Origin of the sequence: Actinoalloteichus sp. GBA129-24 (assembly GCF_001941645.1) — a bacterium.
GTDB lineage: Bacteria > Actinomycetota > Actinomycetes > Mycobacteriales > Pseudonocardiaceae > Actinoalloteichus_A > Actinoalloteichus_A fjordicus.
On record NZ_CP016077.1, the window covers coordinates 4,159,430 to 4,178,211 of the forward strand.

Below are 18,782 nucleotides of genomic sequence, written 5' to 3' on the forward strand. Positions count from 1 at the left end.
CAGCGCCCGTCCCGTCGTCGTCGCTAGGAGAACATCGTCGGCCCGCACCGGGTGAGACCAGTGCGGCCGAACCTCATGCGCCGGACCCGGCGAGCACCTCGACCACGGCGGCAGTCGTCCTGCCGACCTCGTCTCCTGTCATGACCAGGGGCGGGGCCATGATGATGTTGTGCGCGTAAGGTCGAACGATGATCCCGTGCTCGTCACGGATGCGGGCTGTCAACGCGAACACCTCCGGGAAGGGCATCGGCTCTCGCGTCCGCCGGTCTCGGACCATCTCGACGGCGGCGGCGGCGCCCACCACTCTGACGTCTCCGACGGTGGAGACGTCGGCCAGTGCGGCGAGGCCTGCGCGGAATCGATCCCCCATCGGGAGCGCGCCTGCCACCAGGTCTTCGCGCTCGATGATGTCCAGGTTCGCCAAGGCCACCGCGCTGCCGACGGGGTGGCCGCTGAAGGTGTAACCATGGAAGAAGCCGGTCTCCCGACAGATGACCTCACCGATCTCATCGCGCATCAGCACCGCACCGAGCGAGAAGTAACCGCTGGTGAGCCCCTTCGCAGTGGTGATGATGTCGGGTTTCATGCCACGCGCGGCCGATTCGAACCAGGAGCCGGTGCGACCGAACGCCGTGATGACCTCGTCGGCGACGAGCAGGATCCCGTGCCGAGAGAGCACCTCGCGCACGCGCGGCCAGTAGTCGTCGGGGGGAGTCAGCACGCCGCCGCCGCCCATGACCGGCTCACCGACCATCGCCGCGATCCTGCCGGGTCCGATCCGAGCGATCGTCTCCTCCAGCTCGGCGATCAGGAAATCGGTGGGCTCGCGCTCGCCGTACAGCTCGGCCGCGCGGTAGGCATACGGCGGCGAGACCTTGACGACGTCCGGCAGGTTCGGACCGACACCCGCCTGCATCAGCTCGAAACCGGTCAGGGTTCCGGCACCGTAGCCCGCACCGTGGAAGCCGAAGTCTCGCGAGATGATCCAGGTACGGTCCGGCTCCCCGCGTCTGCGGTGATAGAGGCGGGCTGCCTTGACTGCGGTCTCGACGCTGTCGGAGCCACCGCTGGTGAAGAAGACCTTGTTGAGGTCGTCCGGTGCCAGCCCCGCGAGCCGGGTCGCCAGGGCGATCGTCTTATCGGTGCTGAACTCCTGGAAGGTGGTGAAGTACTCCAACTCGGCGATCTGTCGCGCGGCGGCATCGGCGAGCTCACGACGGCCGTGGCCGACATGGGAATGCCACAGCCCACCGCCGGTGGCGTCGAGCAGTTCCCTGCCCGCCGCGTCCCACACCGTAGAGCCGCTGCCTCGCACGATGACAACGCGCTCGCCGATCGAGTCCGCCTGCATCGGGTGAATGAGATGCCGACGATCCAACTCAGCCAGTTCCGTCGCCGAAAGATCCATTCTTTGGTTCGATGAACTGATCGTCACAATGATTCCAATCACGAGTGACCACGATGGGCCGGTTCGAACGAGCCACCAGTCAGGAATAGCACGATGGCGACCGCTGGCCGCTTTCGTCATCGACACTGAAAAGCATCGATTCACGCATTCCGAGTCTAACCGGCCCGGGCAGTCCGGTTCCCCTCCTGGATTGCTCGCTTCGCAGTCGACTACCAGCTGACGGGCAGGGTGAGAAGTCGCGGCAGGGTCAGATCGTCGTACCAGGGAATTCGGTCGACCGGCTCGGCCAAGCGCAATCCCGGCAGCCGGGTCACCAGGGCATGGAACGCGATCTCCAACTGCAGTCGCGCCAGATTGTGGCCCAGGCAGTGATGTATTCCGTGGCTGAAAGCGAAATGGCCGGACGGCGGTCGTCGGACGTCCAGCTCATCGGGATGGGTCGTGAGATCACCACCGAAGTGCGCGGCAGCGAAGCCGATGAGGATGCCGTCCCCCGCCCTGATCACCTCGTCGCCGACCGCGATATCGGTCAGGGCGACCCTGGCGAGCTGCTCGACGAGGGAGAGGTACCGCATGATCTCGTCCAAGGCGCCGGGGATCAAGGCTGGTTCGGCTGCCAACGCGGCGAACTGTCCAGGCTCCTCCAACAGTGCCAGTGTCCCGAGGGCGATGGTCTGCGTACTAGTCACGGTGCCTGCGACCAGGATCGCGAGGGTAAACTCGATCAGCTCGCCGACGGCCAGCCCACCGGTCCGGACGTGGTCGCGGATCAGCTTGCCGAGCAGGCCGTCCGTCGTCCCGCTCTCCGCTGAGCGCGCCAGCTTGTCGGTGATCAGGTCGGTCAGATAGTCCGTCAGCTCCTGCTGGGCCCGTTCGGCGCGCGTCGGGTCGAACAGCTCCCGCGCGTGCTCTTCGAAACGGGCCCGCTCCTGATAGGGCACGCCCAGGAATGCGCAGATCACCATCATCGGCACCGGGCGGGCGAACGCGGTGACCAGGTCGGCGGGCGGTCCCTCCCGCAGCATGAGGTCGATGTGCTCGTCGACGATCTGCTGGATCTCGTCTCGATGCGTGCCGATGCGGCGGGTGGTGAAACTCGGCAGCAGTATTCGACGCTGCCGAGTGTGCTCCGGCGGGTCGACACCGAAGAGCACGCCCGCGAACCCGCCCTCCTGTTCCTGAGCCATCTCTCGCGTGGCCCGCATGTGCAGGTGACTCTCGGCGAGCACCGGATGGTTCGGGTGATCTGACCTGCTGGACACTCGTTCATCCGCCAGCAGGGCGCGGGCCTCCTCGTATCCGGTCACCAACCACGCGGTGCGACCGTCGTACAGCCGCACCTTCGTGAGGGGACCGGATCTCGCGAGTTCGCGCAGTTCCGGTGATGGCCGGTAGGGGCACGCCCGCGGGCGCGGGTAGTGCGTCGGCTCCTCGGGCCCTCCGGGGGGAGACGTCTCCGTCGGCTGTGACAATGTCCACCTCTTCCGTCTGACCGGGCAGGCAGGTGATGCGCCCGGCTCACGCGCTCATGCTGAGCGACCGCGCGGCATTGACAGCCAGGAGAATCGGCGGATCGAGCGCGGTCATCGGCCGCAGTGTGATGTCGGCGCGCGGCGAATCGGCGGACGACGCGATCTCGACGGGACCATAGGTGCCGACATACGGGCCGCGATCTTCGGCAGACCTCGGCGCCGGGATCACGTCGTCAGCCGCAGGTGAGAACGAACAGGCCAGTACATACCACGTGCCAGCCGGGACGTCCGTCAGTTCATACTGACCGTGTCCCTCGATGGCCGTGCAGGCGACCGGCAGGCCTTGGGGGATCGGGCCGGGGAAGAGTGCGATCACGACGAATTCGGGCAGGTGGCTCGGGGAGGAGAAGACCCGTCCGCTGATGGTCGCCAGGCCGGTGTGATGCAGGGCCGCCGTGTCGACGATGTCGTCGACGCCTGCGGAGACGACTCCGCCGAGCCTGCGATACGCACTCGGCGCCATTCCCACGCAGCTCCGAAAACGCGAACTGAAGGTACCGACACTTGCGTAGCCGACTTGGTGACTGATGTCGGTGACACTTAATTGCGTGGACCGGAGCAGTCGTTTCGCGGCTTCTAGTCGCATAGCCGACAGGAAACGTCCCGGAGACACGCCGGTCGCCCGCAGGAACACTCTCGAAAAATGGAACTTACTGAACATGGCAGCCCGCGCCATGTCGTCAATGGTGATACGCTCGCTAAGGTTCTCACGCATCAGATCAATGACCCGCTTGACCGCGCCCTCGACAACTTCGTCCACAGCAGTCCCCCAATAGGAAGCAAGAGAGAAGAAAATCAACCCGTCTGCCAAACGGCCCACGGAAGACGAGCAGCACACAGTAAAGAAACCACCCCCAAAGAAAAATCTAACAATAGTGCAGCCGCCGACCGAAGTCAGTCCTATTCCATGGTGTTTCCCGGCCGTCCCCGACCTTCATCAAGCTAGCAACCGCACCTCAGGCACGCAACACCCGACACAATCCGGATTCGATGCCAGAGTGCGTCCGTACATGGCTTTGGACTACATCAGAGCCGGTCGCAAGGTTCCGCACTACGCGTAATCACGGCTGGTAAGGCAAGCGCGAAGAAATCAACCGCACGCCGCTTTACGGAACCGATAAGCCAAAGCGGCCGCGACGTCACTAGGCCAGTCAGCCTAATGCACTGGTTCATTCAAACCAAGCCGAGGGCGACCAGGCCGACGACGACCTCGGAAGCAGGAAAAGCAACCCAGAAGGTGCGAAACCAGACACGATCACCTATGGGCAATCATCCACAACTTAGATCCACAGATCGAAAATAAGCCACGGCGCAACCGATCACGGCCGCCGACGGAACCGAAGAAGGCAACCAGGAATACGCGATGGACCGCCGAGAAGAAGGGGGGCGAGTCGCGCGGCAGTCCCGAGTCACGGCGTCGGATAAGGCACGAGGAGAGATGTCCGCCGCTTCCGGACCAGAGATGATCCATCCGACAGGAAGGCAGGTCAGGCCCGACGGCGAAACGACACACCGAGCGACCGACAGATTCCGGAGAGAACGGGGAGCCATGACCGAGCCGCCTGCGAGCCGGGCACGGAACGACGTCGGCGACGAGTTCCCACGCCGCAGCAGCGCTGCTTTCGCCGCGACGGCGCGCCGAAGCGACTCCCGTCGTCCGATGACCATTCCTCGGGCTACCGGGACTCCCGAGTCCAGGACGTCCTGCGATATGACCGTCGGGCGCGCCGGTCGGCTGGTACCGGGCGCCCGAGGCGCCGCGAACCGGGCGCTGCTCGGCGAGCCGAGACCTCGACAGTGCAGGCGGTCCGGCCACTGCACAGCACGGTCGGCAGGCGGCGGAGACCGGTCGCCGGGCGAAGTCGACGGCGCGTGCTCGGCGCATCGGCCCCTCGACGTCGGCGAGCAGGCTTCGCGGCAGGTAGCCCGGAGCGGGCGACGGCTGCCGAGCAGGCCGACTGCCGAGCGCCGAGCGGCCGACGGCTCAACGACGGGAATCCCCCGCCGCCTTCTTCTTGAGTCCCCGATAGTAGGCCCGCTGGTCCGGATCGAGATGTTCGATCGCGTACCGCAGCATGGTGCGAGGCATCGCTTCGGCGTACTCGTCCAGGAACGCGATGAGCCGGTCCGGCGCCTTGCGCCCCGCCTCGCGCACCCAGCCGCCTGCCGCCTTGTGGATCAGATCCTCCTCGTCGCCGAGCAGGATCTCGGCGATCGCGAACGTGTCGTCCACTTCGTCATGCCTGATGAAGTAGAAGGTACTGACGATCGCGGTACGCCGCTCCCAGATGTTCATCGAGCGAGCGAGCCGATACAGGATGTCGCGCGGCTTGTCGAACAGGTAGCCGCCGATCACATGCGGGGCGGCGAGGTCGACCAGATCCCAGTTGTTGATCCGGTCGATCCGGGACAGGTACAGCTCGTACAGCTCTTTCCGCCGCTCCTGGCCCGTCTTCTTCCGCCTGGCCTGCTTGTCCATGACGCTGAGCGCGCCTGCCCGCACCTCGTGGATCGGACTCGCCAACAGCCGATCGATCTCCGCCGGTGTCAGGTCGATGAACTCCTTCGCCAAGGCGAAGACCTGCCCCATACGCACGCCGATGAACTGATCGCCCTCGCCGTACTCGCCCTCGCCGGACTTGAAGTAGCGCTGAATCTTGCGCAGTTCCTCGTCCGAACGGTGGCTCTCCAGACGCTGGACGAACCGCTCGGCCGTCAATTCGAGCGTCATCCTGTCATCCCCTCTCGCCGTCTGACAGCGGGACCTCGCCACGCACAGCCTGCCTCCGACCGACCTCGGTCGGGGAATCCGAGCCAGTGACCGACGACCAGGTCGCTCCGGCTGCATCGATCCTGCCTGCCGGCCGTACCGAAGCGGCCGCTGGAGGCAGACCTGCGGAGCGGACCCTGGAAGCGGACACCTTATGAGACTGTCAGGCGCGGGACGAGATCTGCTGAAGCGCCCAGCGATTTCCGTCCGGGTCGCTGAAGAAGGCGAACCCGACGTTGTCCAGTGCATCGTCCTCCGTGCTCGACCGGAACCCCTCCGGTCCCGCCACCTGGACCTCGCTGATCTCGACGCCGCGGCCTGCCAGTTCCTCCCTGGCAGCGCGAATGTCCGGGACGACGAGTTGGAGCCCCTGGAGCGACCCCGGCTCCATCTCCACCATCCCCAACCCGAGGACGATCGAGCAGCCCGAACCCGGCGGAGTCAGCTGGATGATCCCCGGTCCACCATCGACCCGGGTGTCGTGGTCCACCACGAAGCCCATCTTCTCGGCATAGAACTTCTTCGCCCGGTCCAGGTCGGCGACCGGCATGGCAACCACTTCCAGCGTCCAGTTCATACGTGCCGTTCCTTCTCTCTCGTCTGCCTGCATACCTTCATGCCCGAGTTGACGTGTCACAACCTCGACGACGATCCGTCGATCTGCTGTCTCGGGTCGACTTGAGCAACTCGGCGAGGCGGTCACAGCCTTCGCCGAAGCCGCGGTCCATGGGGGTCAGGAGAGCAGCGTCACGGGTCTCTCGCGAGGGATGCAGCACCGTGCTGATGACGGTGGTCCGCTCGCCGTCCTCGGTGAACTCCGTGGTGACCAACGATTCGACATCCGGGGGCCACGAGTCGCCATAGGACTCGGTCTGCACCAGGCGACGGGGCACGACGATCTCGCGGTACACCCCGCGTTGAACCATCTCGACACCGCCGGGGCCCCGGGAGACGAAGCGCCATGCCCCGCCGATCCGAAGGTCGACCTCACACGTCACCAGGCTCCACCCGCGCGCTCCGAACCAGTGCATCAGCAGCTCGGGCCTGGTCCACGCCGCGAAGACCAGCCGCGCAGGCGCGTCGAAGGCCCTGGTCAACCTGATCTCCCGGTCCGTAGGGGTGGTGACCACCAGCCGGCAGGAGTCTCTCCCGAACGACATCAGGTGTTCTCCGGCTTCCCGTCCTGCCGTTCCACGGCCTTGAGCTGCTCTAGCACCGTGTCGAGTCGTTGGAAGCTCTCCTCCCTGGTGCGGCGGAACTCCTCAAGCCAGAGGACGGCTGCGTCCAGGGGCACCCGGTTCAGTCGGGAGGGTCGTCGCTGCGCGTCGCGGCCCCGCACGACCAGGCCTGCTCGCTCCAACACCTTCAGATGTTTCGAGACCGCAGGCTGACTGATATCGAAAGGCGCGGCCAGCTCCGTCACCGTCGCGTCCCCCAGGGCCAACCGAGCGATGATCGCGCGACGAGTGGGGTCGGCGAGCGCGGCGAACGTCCTGTCGAGCAGCTCCGGACTCATGCTTCATAACCCCCAGGTTTAATAACCTTGCGGTTTTGTACCGCTCAGCCTGCCGCGTGTCAAGTCGACCCGACTGCCACGCACGCCACCGAGTGACTACAGCGCGGCCGTCGACACCGCATCCACGAAGGTGCACCCGAGAACACGCGCGATCAGGATTGATCCTGGCTTCAGGCTCACGGGGTCGAGCACGGCGGCGCCCGAGGACACCGCCCGGTGCACGCCTGCGGCGCGTTCGACCGAGGCGGGCGGAGCCCGATCGACTGCCCCGGCGCGGTTCGGCAGGCAGCGTCGCAGGGCCCCTTCCCACTGAGAGGAGAGTCATGGCAGACAGCAACGCCATCACCGTCACGGACTCCGACTATCTCCGGCTGATCATCCACGGTGTGACCGCATTCGAATTACTCAGGACGGCGTTGGAGTTCGACCTCTTCGAGCGGTTGGAACAGGCCGACGGAATGACGATCGACGACGTCGCCTCGGCGATCGAGGTCGACCAGCAGCCGGCCCGAATACTGCTGCTCGGCCTCGCCTCCCTTCGGTTGCTGGAGAAACGCGGTGACGCGTATGTCAACAGCGCGGTGACGCGCCGCAAGATGCTCCGAGGCAGTCCACGATTCCTCGGCCCACTCGTGGACATCCAGGCCGAGATCATCAATGCCGGTATCGGTGACTTCGCCGAGTCCATGCGTCGCAACACCAATGTGGGGCTACGGCACCTCGACGGACCCGGCACCACGCTCTATGAACGCCTCACCGCGCATCCTCGACTTCAGGAGATCTTCTACGCGAACATGGGCGACGCGTCGAGCAAGGCACTCACACAGCTGCGCACGCTGTACGACTTCTCGGACATCCGCCACCTCGTCGACCTCGGCGGCGGGGACGGGACCAACAGCCTCGAACTCGTCAGGCACCACCCCGACCTGACGGTGACGGTCTTCGACCAGGAGAGCGTCACCAGACTCGCCGAAGCCAGGGTCGACGACCAGGACCTGCGACGACGAATCGCCTACCACCCCGGTGACCTGTTCGCCGACCCCTTCCCGCAAGGCGCGGATGCGATCCTGTACTTCCACCTCTTCGAGATCTTCTCCCCGGCACGCAACACGCGGCTCCTCCGCAAGTGCCATGCGGCACTGCCTGCGGGCGGCGTATGCCTCGTCTACAACTTCGTCTCCGACGACGAGGGCACCGGCTCCCTGAGCGCCGGGCTCGTGTCACCGTATTTCCTGGCCCTGGCATCGGGTGAGGGCATGACCTATTCGCCGGCCGACGTCGAACGCGCCGTGCTGGCCGCCGGTTTCTCCAGAGTGGAGCGGCACGACAACCTCGGATTCAGCCACACCCTGATCGTCGGCCACAAATAGGAACTCGCCCACTCGTCTTCTCACGACTGCCGTCGAGCCCCCGTGGATCTGTGACGGTGGAAGGAGGCTGTCCGCACGATGAACTCCTCCGAGCCCATCGCCGTCCTCGGGATGGCGTGTCGATTCGCCCAGGGCATCGACTCGCCCGCAGCATTCTGGGAGCTGCTCCACGACGGACGAGACACCATCTCCAAGGTTTCCGACGACCGCTGGGAATCTTATTCCTGGCGGGATCGGGAATACGCCGAGGCACTGCGCGATGTGACCAGGAACGGCGCCTTCCTCGACGACATACGGGGATTCGACGCCGACTTCTTCGGCATCACACCGCGCGAGGCGGCACTGATGGACCCGCAGCAGCGGATCATGCTGGAGCTGTCCTGGGAGGCGCTGGAACACGCGGGCATCCCGCCCTCCGACCTGGGCGGCTCCGACACGGGCGTGTTCGTCGGTGTCGGGTCGGACGACTACGGCAGGCGGCTCCTGGAGGACCTGCCCCGGATCGAAGCCTGGACGGGAATCGGTGCCTCCTACTGCGGAGTCGCCAACCGGGTGTCCCATGCGCTGGACCTTCGCGGGCCGAGCATGGCGGTGGACACGGCGTGCTCCTCGTCGCTGGTGTCGATTCATCTGGCCGTACAGGCACTGCGGGCGCGGGAGTGTCCGGTCGCCCTCGCGGGCGGCGTGCTGGTGATGGCCGCACCCGGCCTGTCGCTGGTACTCGACGCCGCAGGCGCCACGGCCGCCGACGGGCGCTGCAAGTCCTTCGACGCGAATGCGGACGGCTACGGCCGTGGGGAGGGCGGCGGAATGCTCGTGCTCAAGCGACTGACCGACGCGCGCCGGGACGGTGATCGGGTGCTGGCGGTGATCCGAGGCAGTGCGGTACGCCAGGACGGGCGGACCAGCGGGATCATGGCGCCCAACGGCGAGGCGCAGGCTCATCTCATGCACCAGGCCTGCGAGAACGCACAGGTCGACCCGGCCGACGTCGACTACGTGGAGGCTCATGGCACCGGCACGCCCGCGGGCGACCCGATGGAGGCGCGCGCGATGGGCTCGGTGTTCGGCGCGGGCCGTGCCCCCGGCAGACCGCTGCTCACCGGGTCGGTCAAGCCCAACATCGGCCATCTGGAGGCGGCGGCGGGCGTCGCCGGGGTGATCAAGACCGTGCTCGCGCTACGCCACGGCATGATCCCCCCGAGTCTGAACCTCGTCGTGCCCAATCCCGCCGTCGACTGGGAGGAGTCCGGGCTGCGGGTGGTGACGGAACCGACGCGATGGCCGGTGTCCGACCGGCCCCGGCTGGCGGCCGTGTCCGGTTACGGCTACGGCGGCACCCTCGCACACGTCGTGCTGGAAGAGGGGGACGCGTCGGAGTCCGGGGGGCGGGAGGCCGGACTCGCCCTGTACCCGCTGTCCGCAGGCAGTCCGGAGGCCCTTCGGCGGAACGCCGAACGCCTCGCCGATCAACTTGCCGCCTGCGACGCGTCGACGGGAGACATCGGCCACACGCTGGCCCTGCGTCGAACCCACCTGCCGTATCGCACCGCAGTGGTCGCCCGCGATCGGGAGCAGCTCGCCCTCGGCCTGCGTGCGTCGGTCGAGGCCGTCGCGACGAAGGCCGAACCACCCTCGGAGTCGGGACGGGCCACGGTCTGGGTCTTCTCCGGCCACGGCTCCCAGTGGCGCGGCATGGGCCGAGGTCTGCTGCGGGAGTCACCGGCCTTCGCCGAGGTGATCGACGCCGTCGAGCCGGTGTTCCGCGAGGAGATCGGGCTGTCGCCCCGCGCGACGCTGCTCGACGACGCGCCGCAGTCGGTGGACGTCGTGCAACCGATGATCTTCGCGATGCAGGTCGGCCTCGCAGCGGTGTGGCGGTCCCAGGGGCTGCGCCCCGGCGCGGTGCTGGGCCACTCCGTCGGCGAGATCGCCGCCGCCGTGACAGCAGGCGTCTTCACTCTCGAACAGGGCGCGCGACTCGTGTGTCGGCGGTCGGCGCTGTTGCGGCAGGTTGCCGGGAACGGCGCCATGGCGATGGTGAGTCTCGCCGCAGCGGAGGTGCGGCGGCGGCTCGGCGATCGCGTCGACGTCGTGGTGGCGGTCGAGGCGGCTCCACACGCCACGGTGATCTCCGGGGACGTGGATGCCGTCGCCCAGCTCAGCGCGCGCTGGCGGGCCGACGGCGTGGCCGCCCGCGCCGTCGACTCCGATGTGGCCTTCCACAGCCCGCAGATGGGGCCCCTGCTCGATGCACTCGTCGCGGGCACGGCCGACCTCGTGCCGAGCCCGCCGACACTGCCGGTGTACGGAACCGCCTTGGCGAATCCGAGGTCGACCGCGCCGAGGGACAGCCGATACTGGGCGGTCAACCTCCGGCAGCCGGTCCGATTCTCCTCGGCGGTCGTCGCCGCGCTCGAGGACGGGCACCGGCTGTTCCTGGAGGTCTCGCCGCATCCGGTCGTCGAGCACTCGGTGGAGGAGGTGTTCGCGGAGCTCGGCGTCGAGGACGCTGCGGTGACCCACTCCCTACGCCGGAACAGACCAGAGCTGGAGTCGGTGCTGACGGGTCTCGGCCTGCTGTACCGCCGGGGTGCCGAGGTGGACTGGCGCGCGACCTGGCAGACCGGGCGCCCCGTCGATCTGCCCGTCACGACCTGGCAGCATCGGCCGCACTGGGTTGCCGAACCGCCCCGGGTCACACCGCTCGCCGCCGCACACGACGCGGGACGGCACACGCTGCTGGGCGGCAGGCTCGATCTGGCAGGTCCGCCGCCCATGACGGTGTGGGTCACCCGGCTCGATCGCGAGAACCGGCCTTATCCCGGCGATCACCCGGTGCGTGACGTCGAGATCGTCCCGGCCGCGGTACTGCTGAACACCTTCATCGCCGCCGGGAGTCCCGACCGGGGGCACGATCTGGTCGACATCGTGCTGCGAGTGCCGGTCAGTCTCTCCGCCGCACGAGACGTGCAGGTCACGCGCCAGGACGACTCGCTCCGGCTGACCGCCAAAATCGTGGGTGACGAGCAGGGCACGGGGTGGATCACCCACACCACCGCCACGCTCGCGTCCTGCCCCGACGAGGACGCCGAGGCCCTCCCGACCGTGCAGGACACCGCCGCGACGGAGGAGCTCCCGGTCGATCGGGTGGTGGACGGACTGGCCGCGCTGGGTGTCACCGCCATGGGATTCCCCTGGATGATCGAACGGCTGCGCGGTGGAACGGGCGTCCTGACGGCCACCGTCCGCGCGGACCACGATCCCGAGCGCGAGCCCACGACCTGGGCGCCCGTCCTCGACGCAGCACTGTCCGCGGCCTCGGTCGCATTCCCCGGCCCGCCCGTGCTGCGGATGCCCGCGAGCATCCGGCGGCTCCGGCTGACCGGGCGCCCGCCTGCTCAGGCACAGGTGACCGTGTCCGTGGCGGGTAAGGACGTCGTCGACGTGCTCATCACCGACGGCGACGGGACACCGGTGGGCAGGCTGTCCGGACTTCGCTACGGGGTGCTCGACGGCGAGGCCGACGAGCGGACGGACCCCGCAGCCCTGGTGCACGAGGTCGTGTGGCGACCGGTGGAGTGCCGGGCGCAGGCGGAGTCCTCGGCATCCACCTGCCCGAGACCCGCCACGGTCGCCGTCGTCGGCCCCCTCGGCCCATTGCGCGAGGCGGTGAGCGAAGGACTTCGCCACGCAGGCCTGCGCACCAGGGCCGTCGCCGAACCCGAGGAACTGCAGGACGACGACCTGGCCGAGGACCGCGTCGTGATCGTGGTGCCTGGCGTCGGATCGGCGAGCGGAATCGGCGAGGCCGCGTTCGACGCGTCATGGCTGTTGGCCAGGACGGCGCAGCAGGTCGCGGCGACCGGCGTGCGCGGCGGGGCTCGGCTGTGGTGCGTCACCCAGGGGGTCCGCGACGCCGTCGACGCCCGATCGCTGGCTCATGGACCGCTCTGGGGCCTCGGCCGGATCATCGGCGGCGAGCATCCCGACCGATGGGGAGGCGTCGTCGACGTCGGACAGCCGCCGGACGACGTCGCCGCCCTCGTCGACGTGATCGGTACCGTGCGCGGCGAAGACGTCGTCGCGGTGATCGACGGTGCACCGTTCGTCCCTCGGCTGCAGCGGCCTGCGAACGATCCGCCGCGCCTCCCGACGCGGTGCAGACCGGAAGGGACCTACCTCGTCACCGGGGGGCTCGGTGCTCTCGGCCTCGACGTCGCCCGGCGACTGGCCGACCGGGGCGCACGCAGGCTGGTCCTGGCAGGCCGCCGTGGCCTGCCGCCGCGTGACCGCTGGGCTGAGTGCGTCGATCCCGCCGACACCGCCCGGATCGAGGCCGTCCGCGATCTGGAACGGGCCGGGGTCACGGTCGCCGTCGTCGCCGTCGACGTCGCGGACCCGACGCAGGCCCGGCGGCTGCTCGATCCGGCCACGCTGGGTCTACCGCCCATCCGAGGCGTGGTCCATGCCGCCGGAGTCCTCGACGACCGGATGCTGCGCGATCTCGACGCCGAGTCCTTGCGCCGGGTCCTGCGCCCGAAGCTGGCGGGTGCGCTGGTGCTGCATGAGATGTTCCCCCCGGGAGCCCTCGATTTCTTCGTGCTCTTCTCGTCCGCAGGCCAGCTTCTCGGGTTGCCGGGGCAGGCGTCCTACGGCGCGGGGAATGCCTTTCTCGACACGCTCGCGACCCATCGACGCCGCAGCGGCGATCCGGCGACGACGAGCCTGGCCTGGACCTCATGGCGGGGACTGGGCATGTCGACGTCCACGGAGGTCATCGATGCCGAACTCGCCGCCAGAGGCACGGCGGACATCACGGCTGCCGAGGCATCCGACGCCTGGGACCTGGCCGATCGGCACGGCCTCGCCTACGCAGCAGTGCTGCGGACCGTACCGCTGGGCCCGGGGGATCGCAGACCCGCGCTGTTCGCGGATCTGCCCGACGACGACCGTCGGAGCGACGAGGTCCCCGAGCATCCGCGACTCTCCCCGGTGGCCGATCCGGAGGGACGCGGCACGCAGGTCATGCTGCTGGAGGAGATCACCCGGCAGGTAGCGGCCGAGACCCGACTGGCCGTGTCCGAAGTGGACCGGCACCGGCCGCTCGTCGAGATGGGCGTCGACTCGGTCATGACCGTCCGAATCCGGCGCGGTCTCGAACGGCGGTTCGACCTGTCATTGCCCACGACCCTGTTCTGGGATCGGCCGAGCATCGACGCCGTCGCCGCGCTGTTGGCCGAGCACGTCGAGCAGGCAGGCCACGACGACGGGGAGACGCGATGAACACCGAGGCGCTGGTTCCGTGGCCCGCCGATCTCGCCCACGCCTACCGCGTGGCGGGCTGCTGGCGGGGCAGGTCGTTGGGCTCCGGTCCCTGGGAGTGGGCCGAACAGTGGGGCGACCGCGTAGCCGTGGTCGGCGGAGATCGGCGATTGACCTTCCGAGAACTGGCGATGCTGACGGACCGGCTCGCCGAGGGGTTCGGCGCTGTCGGCCTGGTCCGGGGAGACACCGTCCTCGTACAGCTGCCGAACGGGTGGGAGTTCGTCGTCACCACGCTCGCGTGCCTCCGCGCCGGGGTGGTGCCGGTGATGATGCTGCCCCCGCATCGTGAGTACGAGCTGGCCTCGATCGGCCGCCACGTCGACGCCAAGGCGCTGATCGTGCCCGACGACTGGCGCGGGTACGACCACCAGGAACTCGCGCTGCGAGTGGCCGCCACGCTGCCCTCCCCCGCCAAGGTGATCGTGGCAGGCGAGAACGTCCGGTCCGAATGCCTCGGGCTTCGGGAGCTGATGAGCCGCAGCGGCCAGGTCGACGCCCGCCGCCGCAGACTCGACGCCGTGTCGCCCGACGCCTCCGACGTCGCGGTGTTCCTGCTTTCCGGCGGCACCACCGGCGTGCCGAAGGTGATCGGCCGGACACATGACGATTACGACTACAACATCCGCCGGAGCGCCGCCGTCTGCGGCTTCGGACCGGACACGGTGTATCTCGCGGTCCTGCCCGCCGGACACAACTTCCCGTTGGCGTCGCCGGGAATCCTCGGTGCGCTGTCGGCAGGCGGACGGGTCGTGATGCTGCCGAGTCCTCGATCGGAGACGGTCTTCGCCACGATCGCGGCCGAGCGCGTCACCGTCACCTCGGCGGTCCCGGCCATCGTCCTGCGCTGGATGGAGGAGGTGAGTGTGACCGGGCCGGACCTCTCCAGTCTGCGCATCGTTCACGTCGGCGGATCGGTGCTGTCACCGGAGGTCGCGGCCCGGATCGGCCCGGCCCTGGGCTGTCGTGTGCAGCAGGTCTACGGAATGGCGGAAGGACTCCTCTGTTACACGCCGATCGACGCACCCGACGAGGTCACGCACCGAACCCAGGGAGCTCCGATCAGTCCGTACGACGAGCTGCTGGTCGTCGACCGCGACGGTCGAGCGGTGCCCCGGGGCAGGATCGGCGAGCTGCTCACCCGAGGGCCGTACACCCCGCGCGGGTACTTCGGGGTGCCCGAGCAGAACGCGCTCTCCTACACAGAGGACGGCTGGTACCGAACCGGCGACCTGGTACGGATCACTCCCGAGGGCAACATCGTGGTCTGCGGTCGGGTGAAGGACTTGATCAACCGGGCGGGCGAGAAGATCTCGGCAGGCGAGATCGAGACGCTGGTGCAGGAGATGCCCGCGATCATCGAGGCCGCCGCGGTGGCGATGCCCGATCCCCAGGTCGGCGAGCGAGTGTGTCTGTTCGTCCGTGCCCGTCCAGGCCGGACCCTCACCTTGGACGACGTCGCCGAGGCCCTCACCGCCAGAGGCGTTGCCGCGTTCAAGATTCCGGAACGGCTGGAGCTGCTCGACGACCTGCCGCACACGCCCGTCGGCAAACCGGACAAGGCCGCGCTGCGCGGGCTGCTGGCGGCGAAGCCCGACACCCGCTCCTGACGAGCATCCCGGTTCCGAGGCCCCGCCCCGGCTAGACCTGACGACGACCTCCCGAGCAGCCCGGCCCGGCCCCTCGGTCAGAGCGTCCCCGCTGACTGCACGGCGCGAGTGGGCCTGTCGACGACGGTCTCGCCGCCCGGCCGACACTCGGCGGTCGGGCGGTCGGCCACGCTGTCGACGACGAGGGGTGAACGCCGGGGCTGCACCAGGACACGGCGGCGACCGGCGAACTCGCCAGGAACCCGCACCACGCACCACTCGGGTCCCGCCCGGACGGCGTCCTTCTCTCGGGCCCTGGCTCGGGCCCATGCGAGCCGCGCGCCACCCACACAGGCCGCCGCCCTGCCGCGCAGCCGCGTCGCGGTCGGCGAGGCCGGACCGGGGCACGCCGGGGAGTCCCGGCCGATGTCGCCGAGGAGACATCGGCCGGACTCCCGCTGCCGCCGAGCAGGCGGCCGCCGTCGACAGGTCGGGCTTTCGTCGCCTGTCACACGGCCGAGGAACTCGGCAGGCAGGAGACGTTCGCGGAAGATCAGACGGCCGGCCCCGTGCGACCGAGGTGCGGCCGATCCCGCACGCACTGTCGGGACCAGTTGCCCGGTGCCCGGCGCGGAGATGGACTCTCAGCCGGTTCTAGCGTCGAGCACGCTGCCGAGCATCGCCGCGAACTCGTCCGGGTGAGTCACGTAGCCCACGTGTCCACCGGGGAAGTGCATGATCTCAGTGCCGAGACGTCCGGCGAGTTCCACATTGGGCAGGTAGGGGAAGTGTTCTCGTGCGGTCGTCCCGCCCGCCAGGATGAGACGATCCGAGAACGTCCGCAACGCCTCGATGTCCGGCAGAAAGGCGGGGTAGGTGCGGATCTCGTGCTCGAACCAGAAGAGTTGATTGCGTCGCAGTCTCGTCAGCATCTCGGCGAGCCGGTCCGGCGGCAGCGCGGAGCCTTCGGGTGCCCTGGTGGGCGTGGTCATCCCCATGCCCTCGCGGAACATCTTCCGGGCCGCCTCGACGCCGGACTGCCGAAAAGTGGTGTACAGATCGGCATAGAAACCGAGCCAGTGTGCCGAGTCGGGCAGCACCGAGGCCAGCGGCGGCTCATGCGCGATCAGCGTCCGTAGGCGATCCGGGTGCCGCTCCAGCAGTGCGAGCGCGATGACGGCACCGGAGCTGCTGCCCAGCACGTGGGCGGGTCCGTCGGCCACGTGGACCAGCAGCCTGCGGGCATCGTCCACGTCCTCGGTCAGGCGGCGCTCGTCGTCGACCGGTCGCAGCATCGGGCTGCGGGAGAAGCCGCGTCGGTCGTACGTGATGACGGTGTAACGGTCGGCCAGCGCGTCCGCCAACGGCGCGAAGGGCTCCGCGTCGCCGTTGCCGGTGGGAATGATCAACAACACGGGTCCCGACCCTCGCACCTCGTGGTGCAGACGCGCCCCCGGCACGATCAGCGTGTCGATTCTGGGTTCGTGTCGCATAGGTCCTCCGATGATGGCGAGTGCCGTCGGGACGGGGCGGACGCGCTGGGGCTACCGCTTCGATGCGGCGGCACGAGACGGAAGGTGGCGCAGAGTGGTGAGCGCGAGCACCGTCAGGCCGAGGAAGGCGACCGCGCAGATCGTCGCGGTGGTGTTCAGACCGGCGACGAAGGCCTGTCGGGCCGAGTCGACCAGGCCATCGGCGATCGGGGGTGACAGCTCGCCTGCCGAGGCGAGGGCGCCTGCGAGCGTCTCCCCCGAGGCCTCCCCTGCCTCGGTACCCGCGAGCTCCGGCGGGACGTCCACGCCCGCGCGGTAGACGGCGGCCCCGACGCTGCCCAACAGCGCGATGCCCAGCGCGACCCCCAGTTCCCCGCCGGTCGACTGCAACGAGGACGCGGACCCCGCCTTCTCCGGCGGGGCCGAGGGCACGACGACCTGAGCGACGAGCGGGCCTACCGGGCTGACGCCGAAGTAGACGCCGGTGAAGCCGATTAACAGGACGGCGAGTCCCGTCTCGGGCCCGACCTGGGTCAGCACCACCATGCCGACCGCCGCGATCACCGCTCCCGAGGCGATGAGATAGGCAGGCCGCACGAGGTGGCCCACCGCCTGGCTCAGGAAGATGCCGATGATCAGGGCGAGTGTCGGGACCAGCACCCACAGCCCGGCGTTCAGCGGCGAGAGCCCCTCGACGAGTTGGAGATGCTGGGCCACGAGGAAGCCGGTGCCTGCCTGCACGGCGGCGACGAGCAGCCCGATGACCAAGGCGGCACTGACCGCGCGGATGGCGAACAGCCGCAGGTCCAACAGTGGTTCGGCCAGCCGACGCTGCCGAAGGACGAACGCCAGGCCGAAGAGGAGGCCGATCGCGGCGGCGGCGAGCGGCAGGAACTGCCAGCCGACGCGGGCGATCTCCTTGACGCCGTAGACGAAGGGCAGGAGGGCGGCCAGCGACAGGACCACGCTCAGCGGGTCGAGCCTGCCTGCGCCGGGGTTGGCGAACTCCGGGAGCAGCCGCCGCCCCGTCACCAGCAGCACCACCATCACGGGTACCGCGACGAGGAAGGCCGAGCCCCACCAGAACCAGTGCAGCAGAACGCCGCCGAGGACGGGACCCAGCGCCACCCCAGCCGTCAAGGCTGCCGACCACACCGAGATCGCCACCCCGCGCTGCGCAGGATCGCGGAACATCCCCATCACCAATGCCAACGTGGAGGGCACGATCGTGGCTCCCGCGATGCCCAGCAGGGCACGCGACGCGATCAGCATCTCGGCCGATGACGAGTACGCAGCGATGACGGACACCACGCCGAAGGCCGCCGCGCCGATGAGCAGGAGGCGACGTCTGCCGATCCGATCGCCGAGCGTCCCCATCGTGACGAGGAAGCCCGCGATGAGGAATCCGTAGGCATCGGTGATCCACAACTGCTCGCTGGCACTCACCGACAGGGCCGCCGTCAGCTCAGGCAACGCCAAGAACAGCACGCCGATGTCCAGCATCGTGAGCATCGTCGGCAACATCAGGACCGCCAGGGCGGTCCATTCCCTGCGGCCCGCCTTCGGTGGGGGGCCGTCCCCGGGCACGGTCATCAGCTTCTCCTCATCGACGTCGGTGCCGTGCGCGTGGCCGCACAGCGGATACACCGCCCGAGACGGCCGGGACGGGACAGCGGCCCGCCCCACAACGCGGTGGGCGGGCAGAACGGACCCGGTTCGACCGGCTGTGCGGCGGCTGGCCCGCTCGCCGGGCACGCTCGTGTGTCGGCGCGGACGCCG

The 18,782-nt window shown here is 68.7% G+C and carries 12 protein-coding genes; 3 read left to right on the top strand and 9 right to left on the bottom strand.

What is annotated here, in order from left to right:
• Positions 1 to 73 precede the first annotated feature (73 nt).
• The 7 genes from UA75_RS18010 to UA75_RS18040 all read right to left on the bottom strand — a co-directional run bounded on the left by UA75_RS18010 (position 74) and on the right by UA75_RS18040 (position 7,226).
• Positions 74 to 1,450, bottom strand: coding sequence for an aspartate aminotransferase family protein (locus tag UA75_RS18010; RefSeq protein WP_318533337.1), 1,377 nt, complete (start codon positions 1,448 to 1,450; stop codon positions 74 to 76).
• A 167-nt stretch (positions 1,451 to 1,617) separates the two neighbouring features.
• Positions 1,618 to 2,748: a cytochrome P450 gene (locus tag UA75_RS18015; protein WP_198044171.1), complete on the bottom strand. Its 1,131-nt coding sequence runs from the start codon at positions 2,746 to 2,748 to the stop codon at positions 1,618 to 1,620.
• A gap of 178 nt (positions 2,749 to 2,926) precedes the next feature.
• Positions 2,927 to 3,700, bottom strand: coding sequence for a helix-turn-helix domain-containing protein (locus tag UA75_RS18020; RefSeq protein WP_198042759.1), 774 nt, complete (start codon positions 3,698 to 3,700; stop codon positions 2,927 to 2,929).
• Positions 3,701 to 4,924: 1,224 nt separating this feature from the next.
• Entirely contained in the window at positions 4,925 to 5,671 is a 747-nt protein-coding gene (locus tag UA75_RS18025; protein ID WP_075741237.1) for a DNA alkylation repair protein, read from the bottom strand.
• Between the two features lie 202 nt (positions 5,672 to 5,873).
• Positions 5,874 to 6,287 (bottom strand): VOC family protein, encoded by a 414-nt coding sequence (locus UA75_RS18030; protein WP_075741238.1) that lies wholly within the window; start codon positions 6,285 to 6,287, stop codon positions 5,874 to 5,876.
• Positions 6,288 to 6,324: 37 nt separating this feature from the next.
• Positions 6,325 to 6,870 carry an SRPBCC family protein gene (locus tag UA75_RS18035; protein ID WP_075741239.1) on the bottom strand — a complete coding sequence of 182 codons (546 nt, stop codon included), beginning with the start codon at positions 6,868 to 6,870 and terminating at the stop codon, positions 6,325 to 6,327.
• Complete coding sequence (locus tag UA75_RS18040) at positions 6,870 to 7,226, bottom strand: ArsR/SmtB family transcription factor (protein ID WP_075741240.1); 357 nt, start codon at positions 7,224 to 7,226, stop codon at positions 6,870 to 6,872. Before UA75_RS18040 ends, UA75_RS18035 begins: the two co-directional genes overlap by 1 nt.
• 323 nt (positions 7,227 to 7,549) lie before the next feature.
• Between UA75_RS18040 and UA75_RS18045 the strand changes: the two genes are divergently transcribed.
• The 3 genes from UA75_RS18045 to UA75_RS18055 all read left to right on the top strand — a co-directional run bounded on the left by UA75_RS18045 (position 7,550) and on the right by UA75_RS18055 (position 15,531).
• A complete protein-coding gene (locus UA75_RS18045; RefSeq protein WP_075741241.1) occupies positions 7,550 to 8,596 on the top strand; it encodes a methyltransferase in 1,047 nt (348 codons plus the stop codon).
• 78 nt (positions 8,597 to 8,674) lie between these two features.
• Positions 8,675 to 13,882, top strand: coding sequence for a type I polyketide synthase (locus tag UA75_RS18050; protein ID WP_075741242.1), 5,208 nt, complete (start codon positions 8,675 to 8,677; stop codon positions 13,880 to 13,882).
• On the top strand, positions 13,879 to 15,531 hold the full coding sequence (locus UA75_RS18055) for a (2,3-dihydroxybenzoyl)adenylate synthase (protein WP_075741243.1): 1,653 nt from the start codon (positions 13,879 to 13,881) through the stop codon (positions 15,529 to 15,531). The genes UA75_RS18050 and UA75_RS18055 overlap by 4 nt, the downstream gene beginning before the upstream one ends.
• Before the next feature lie 623 nt (positions 15,532 to 16,154).
• Here the strand turns inward: UA75_RS18055 and UA75_RS18065 are convergent.
• Positions 16,155 to 17,003 (bottom strand): alpha/beta fold hydrolase, encoded by an 849-nt coding sequence (locus tag UA75_RS18065; protein ID WP_075741245.1) that lies wholly within the window; start codon positions 17,001 to 17,003, stop codon positions 16,155 to 16,157.
• A 51-nt stretch (positions 17,004 to 17,054) separates the two neighbouring features.
• On the bottom strand, positions 17,055 to 18,596 hold the full coding sequence (locus tag UA75_RS18070) for an MFS transporter (RefSeq protein ID WP_075743933.1): 1,542 nt from the start codon (positions 18,594 to 18,596) through the stop codon (positions 17,055 to 17,057).
• Positions 18,597 to 18,782: the final 186 nt, after the last annotated feature.

Excerpts from the sequence above, each read along its gene's own strand:
- UA75_RS18025 (WP_075741237.1), bottom strand. The coding sequence starts at position 5,671 with ATGACGCTCGAATTGACGGCCGAGCGGTTCGTCCAGCGTCTGGAGAGC.
- UA75_RS18030 (WP_075741238.1), bottom strand. The coding sequence starts at position 6,287 with ATGAACTGGACGCTGGAAGTGGTTGCCATGCCGGTCGCCGACCTGGAC.
- UA75_RS18035 (WP_075741239.1), bottom strand. The coding sequence starts at position 6,870 with ATGTCGTTCGGGAGAGACTCCTGCCGGCTGGTGGTCACCACCCCTACG.
- UA75_RS18040 (WP_075741240.1), bottom strand. The coding sequence starts at position 7,226 with ATGAGTCCGGAGCTGCTCGACAGGACGTTCGCCGCGCTCGCCGACCCC.
- UA75_RS18045 (WP_075741241.1), top strand. The coding sequence starts at position 7,550 with ATGGCAGACAGCAACGCCATCACCGTCACGGACTCCGACTATCTCCGG.
- UA75_RS18050 (WP_075741242.1), top strand. The coding sequence starts at position 8,675 with ATGAACTCCTCCGAGCCCATCGCCGTCCTCGGGATGGCGTGTCGATTC.
- UA75_RS18055 (WP_075741243.1), top strand. The coding sequence starts at position 13,879 with ATGAACACCGAGGCGCTGGTTCCGTGGCCCGCCGATCTCGCCCACGCC.
- UA75_RS18065 (WP_075741245.1), bottom strand. The coding sequence starts at position 17,003 with ATGCGACACGAACCCAGAATCGACACGCTGATCGTGCCGGGGGCGCGT.
- UA75_RS18070 (WP_075743933.1), bottom strand. The coding sequence starts at position 18,596 with ATGACCGTGCCCGGGGACGGCCCCCCACCGAAGGCGGGCCGCAGGGAA.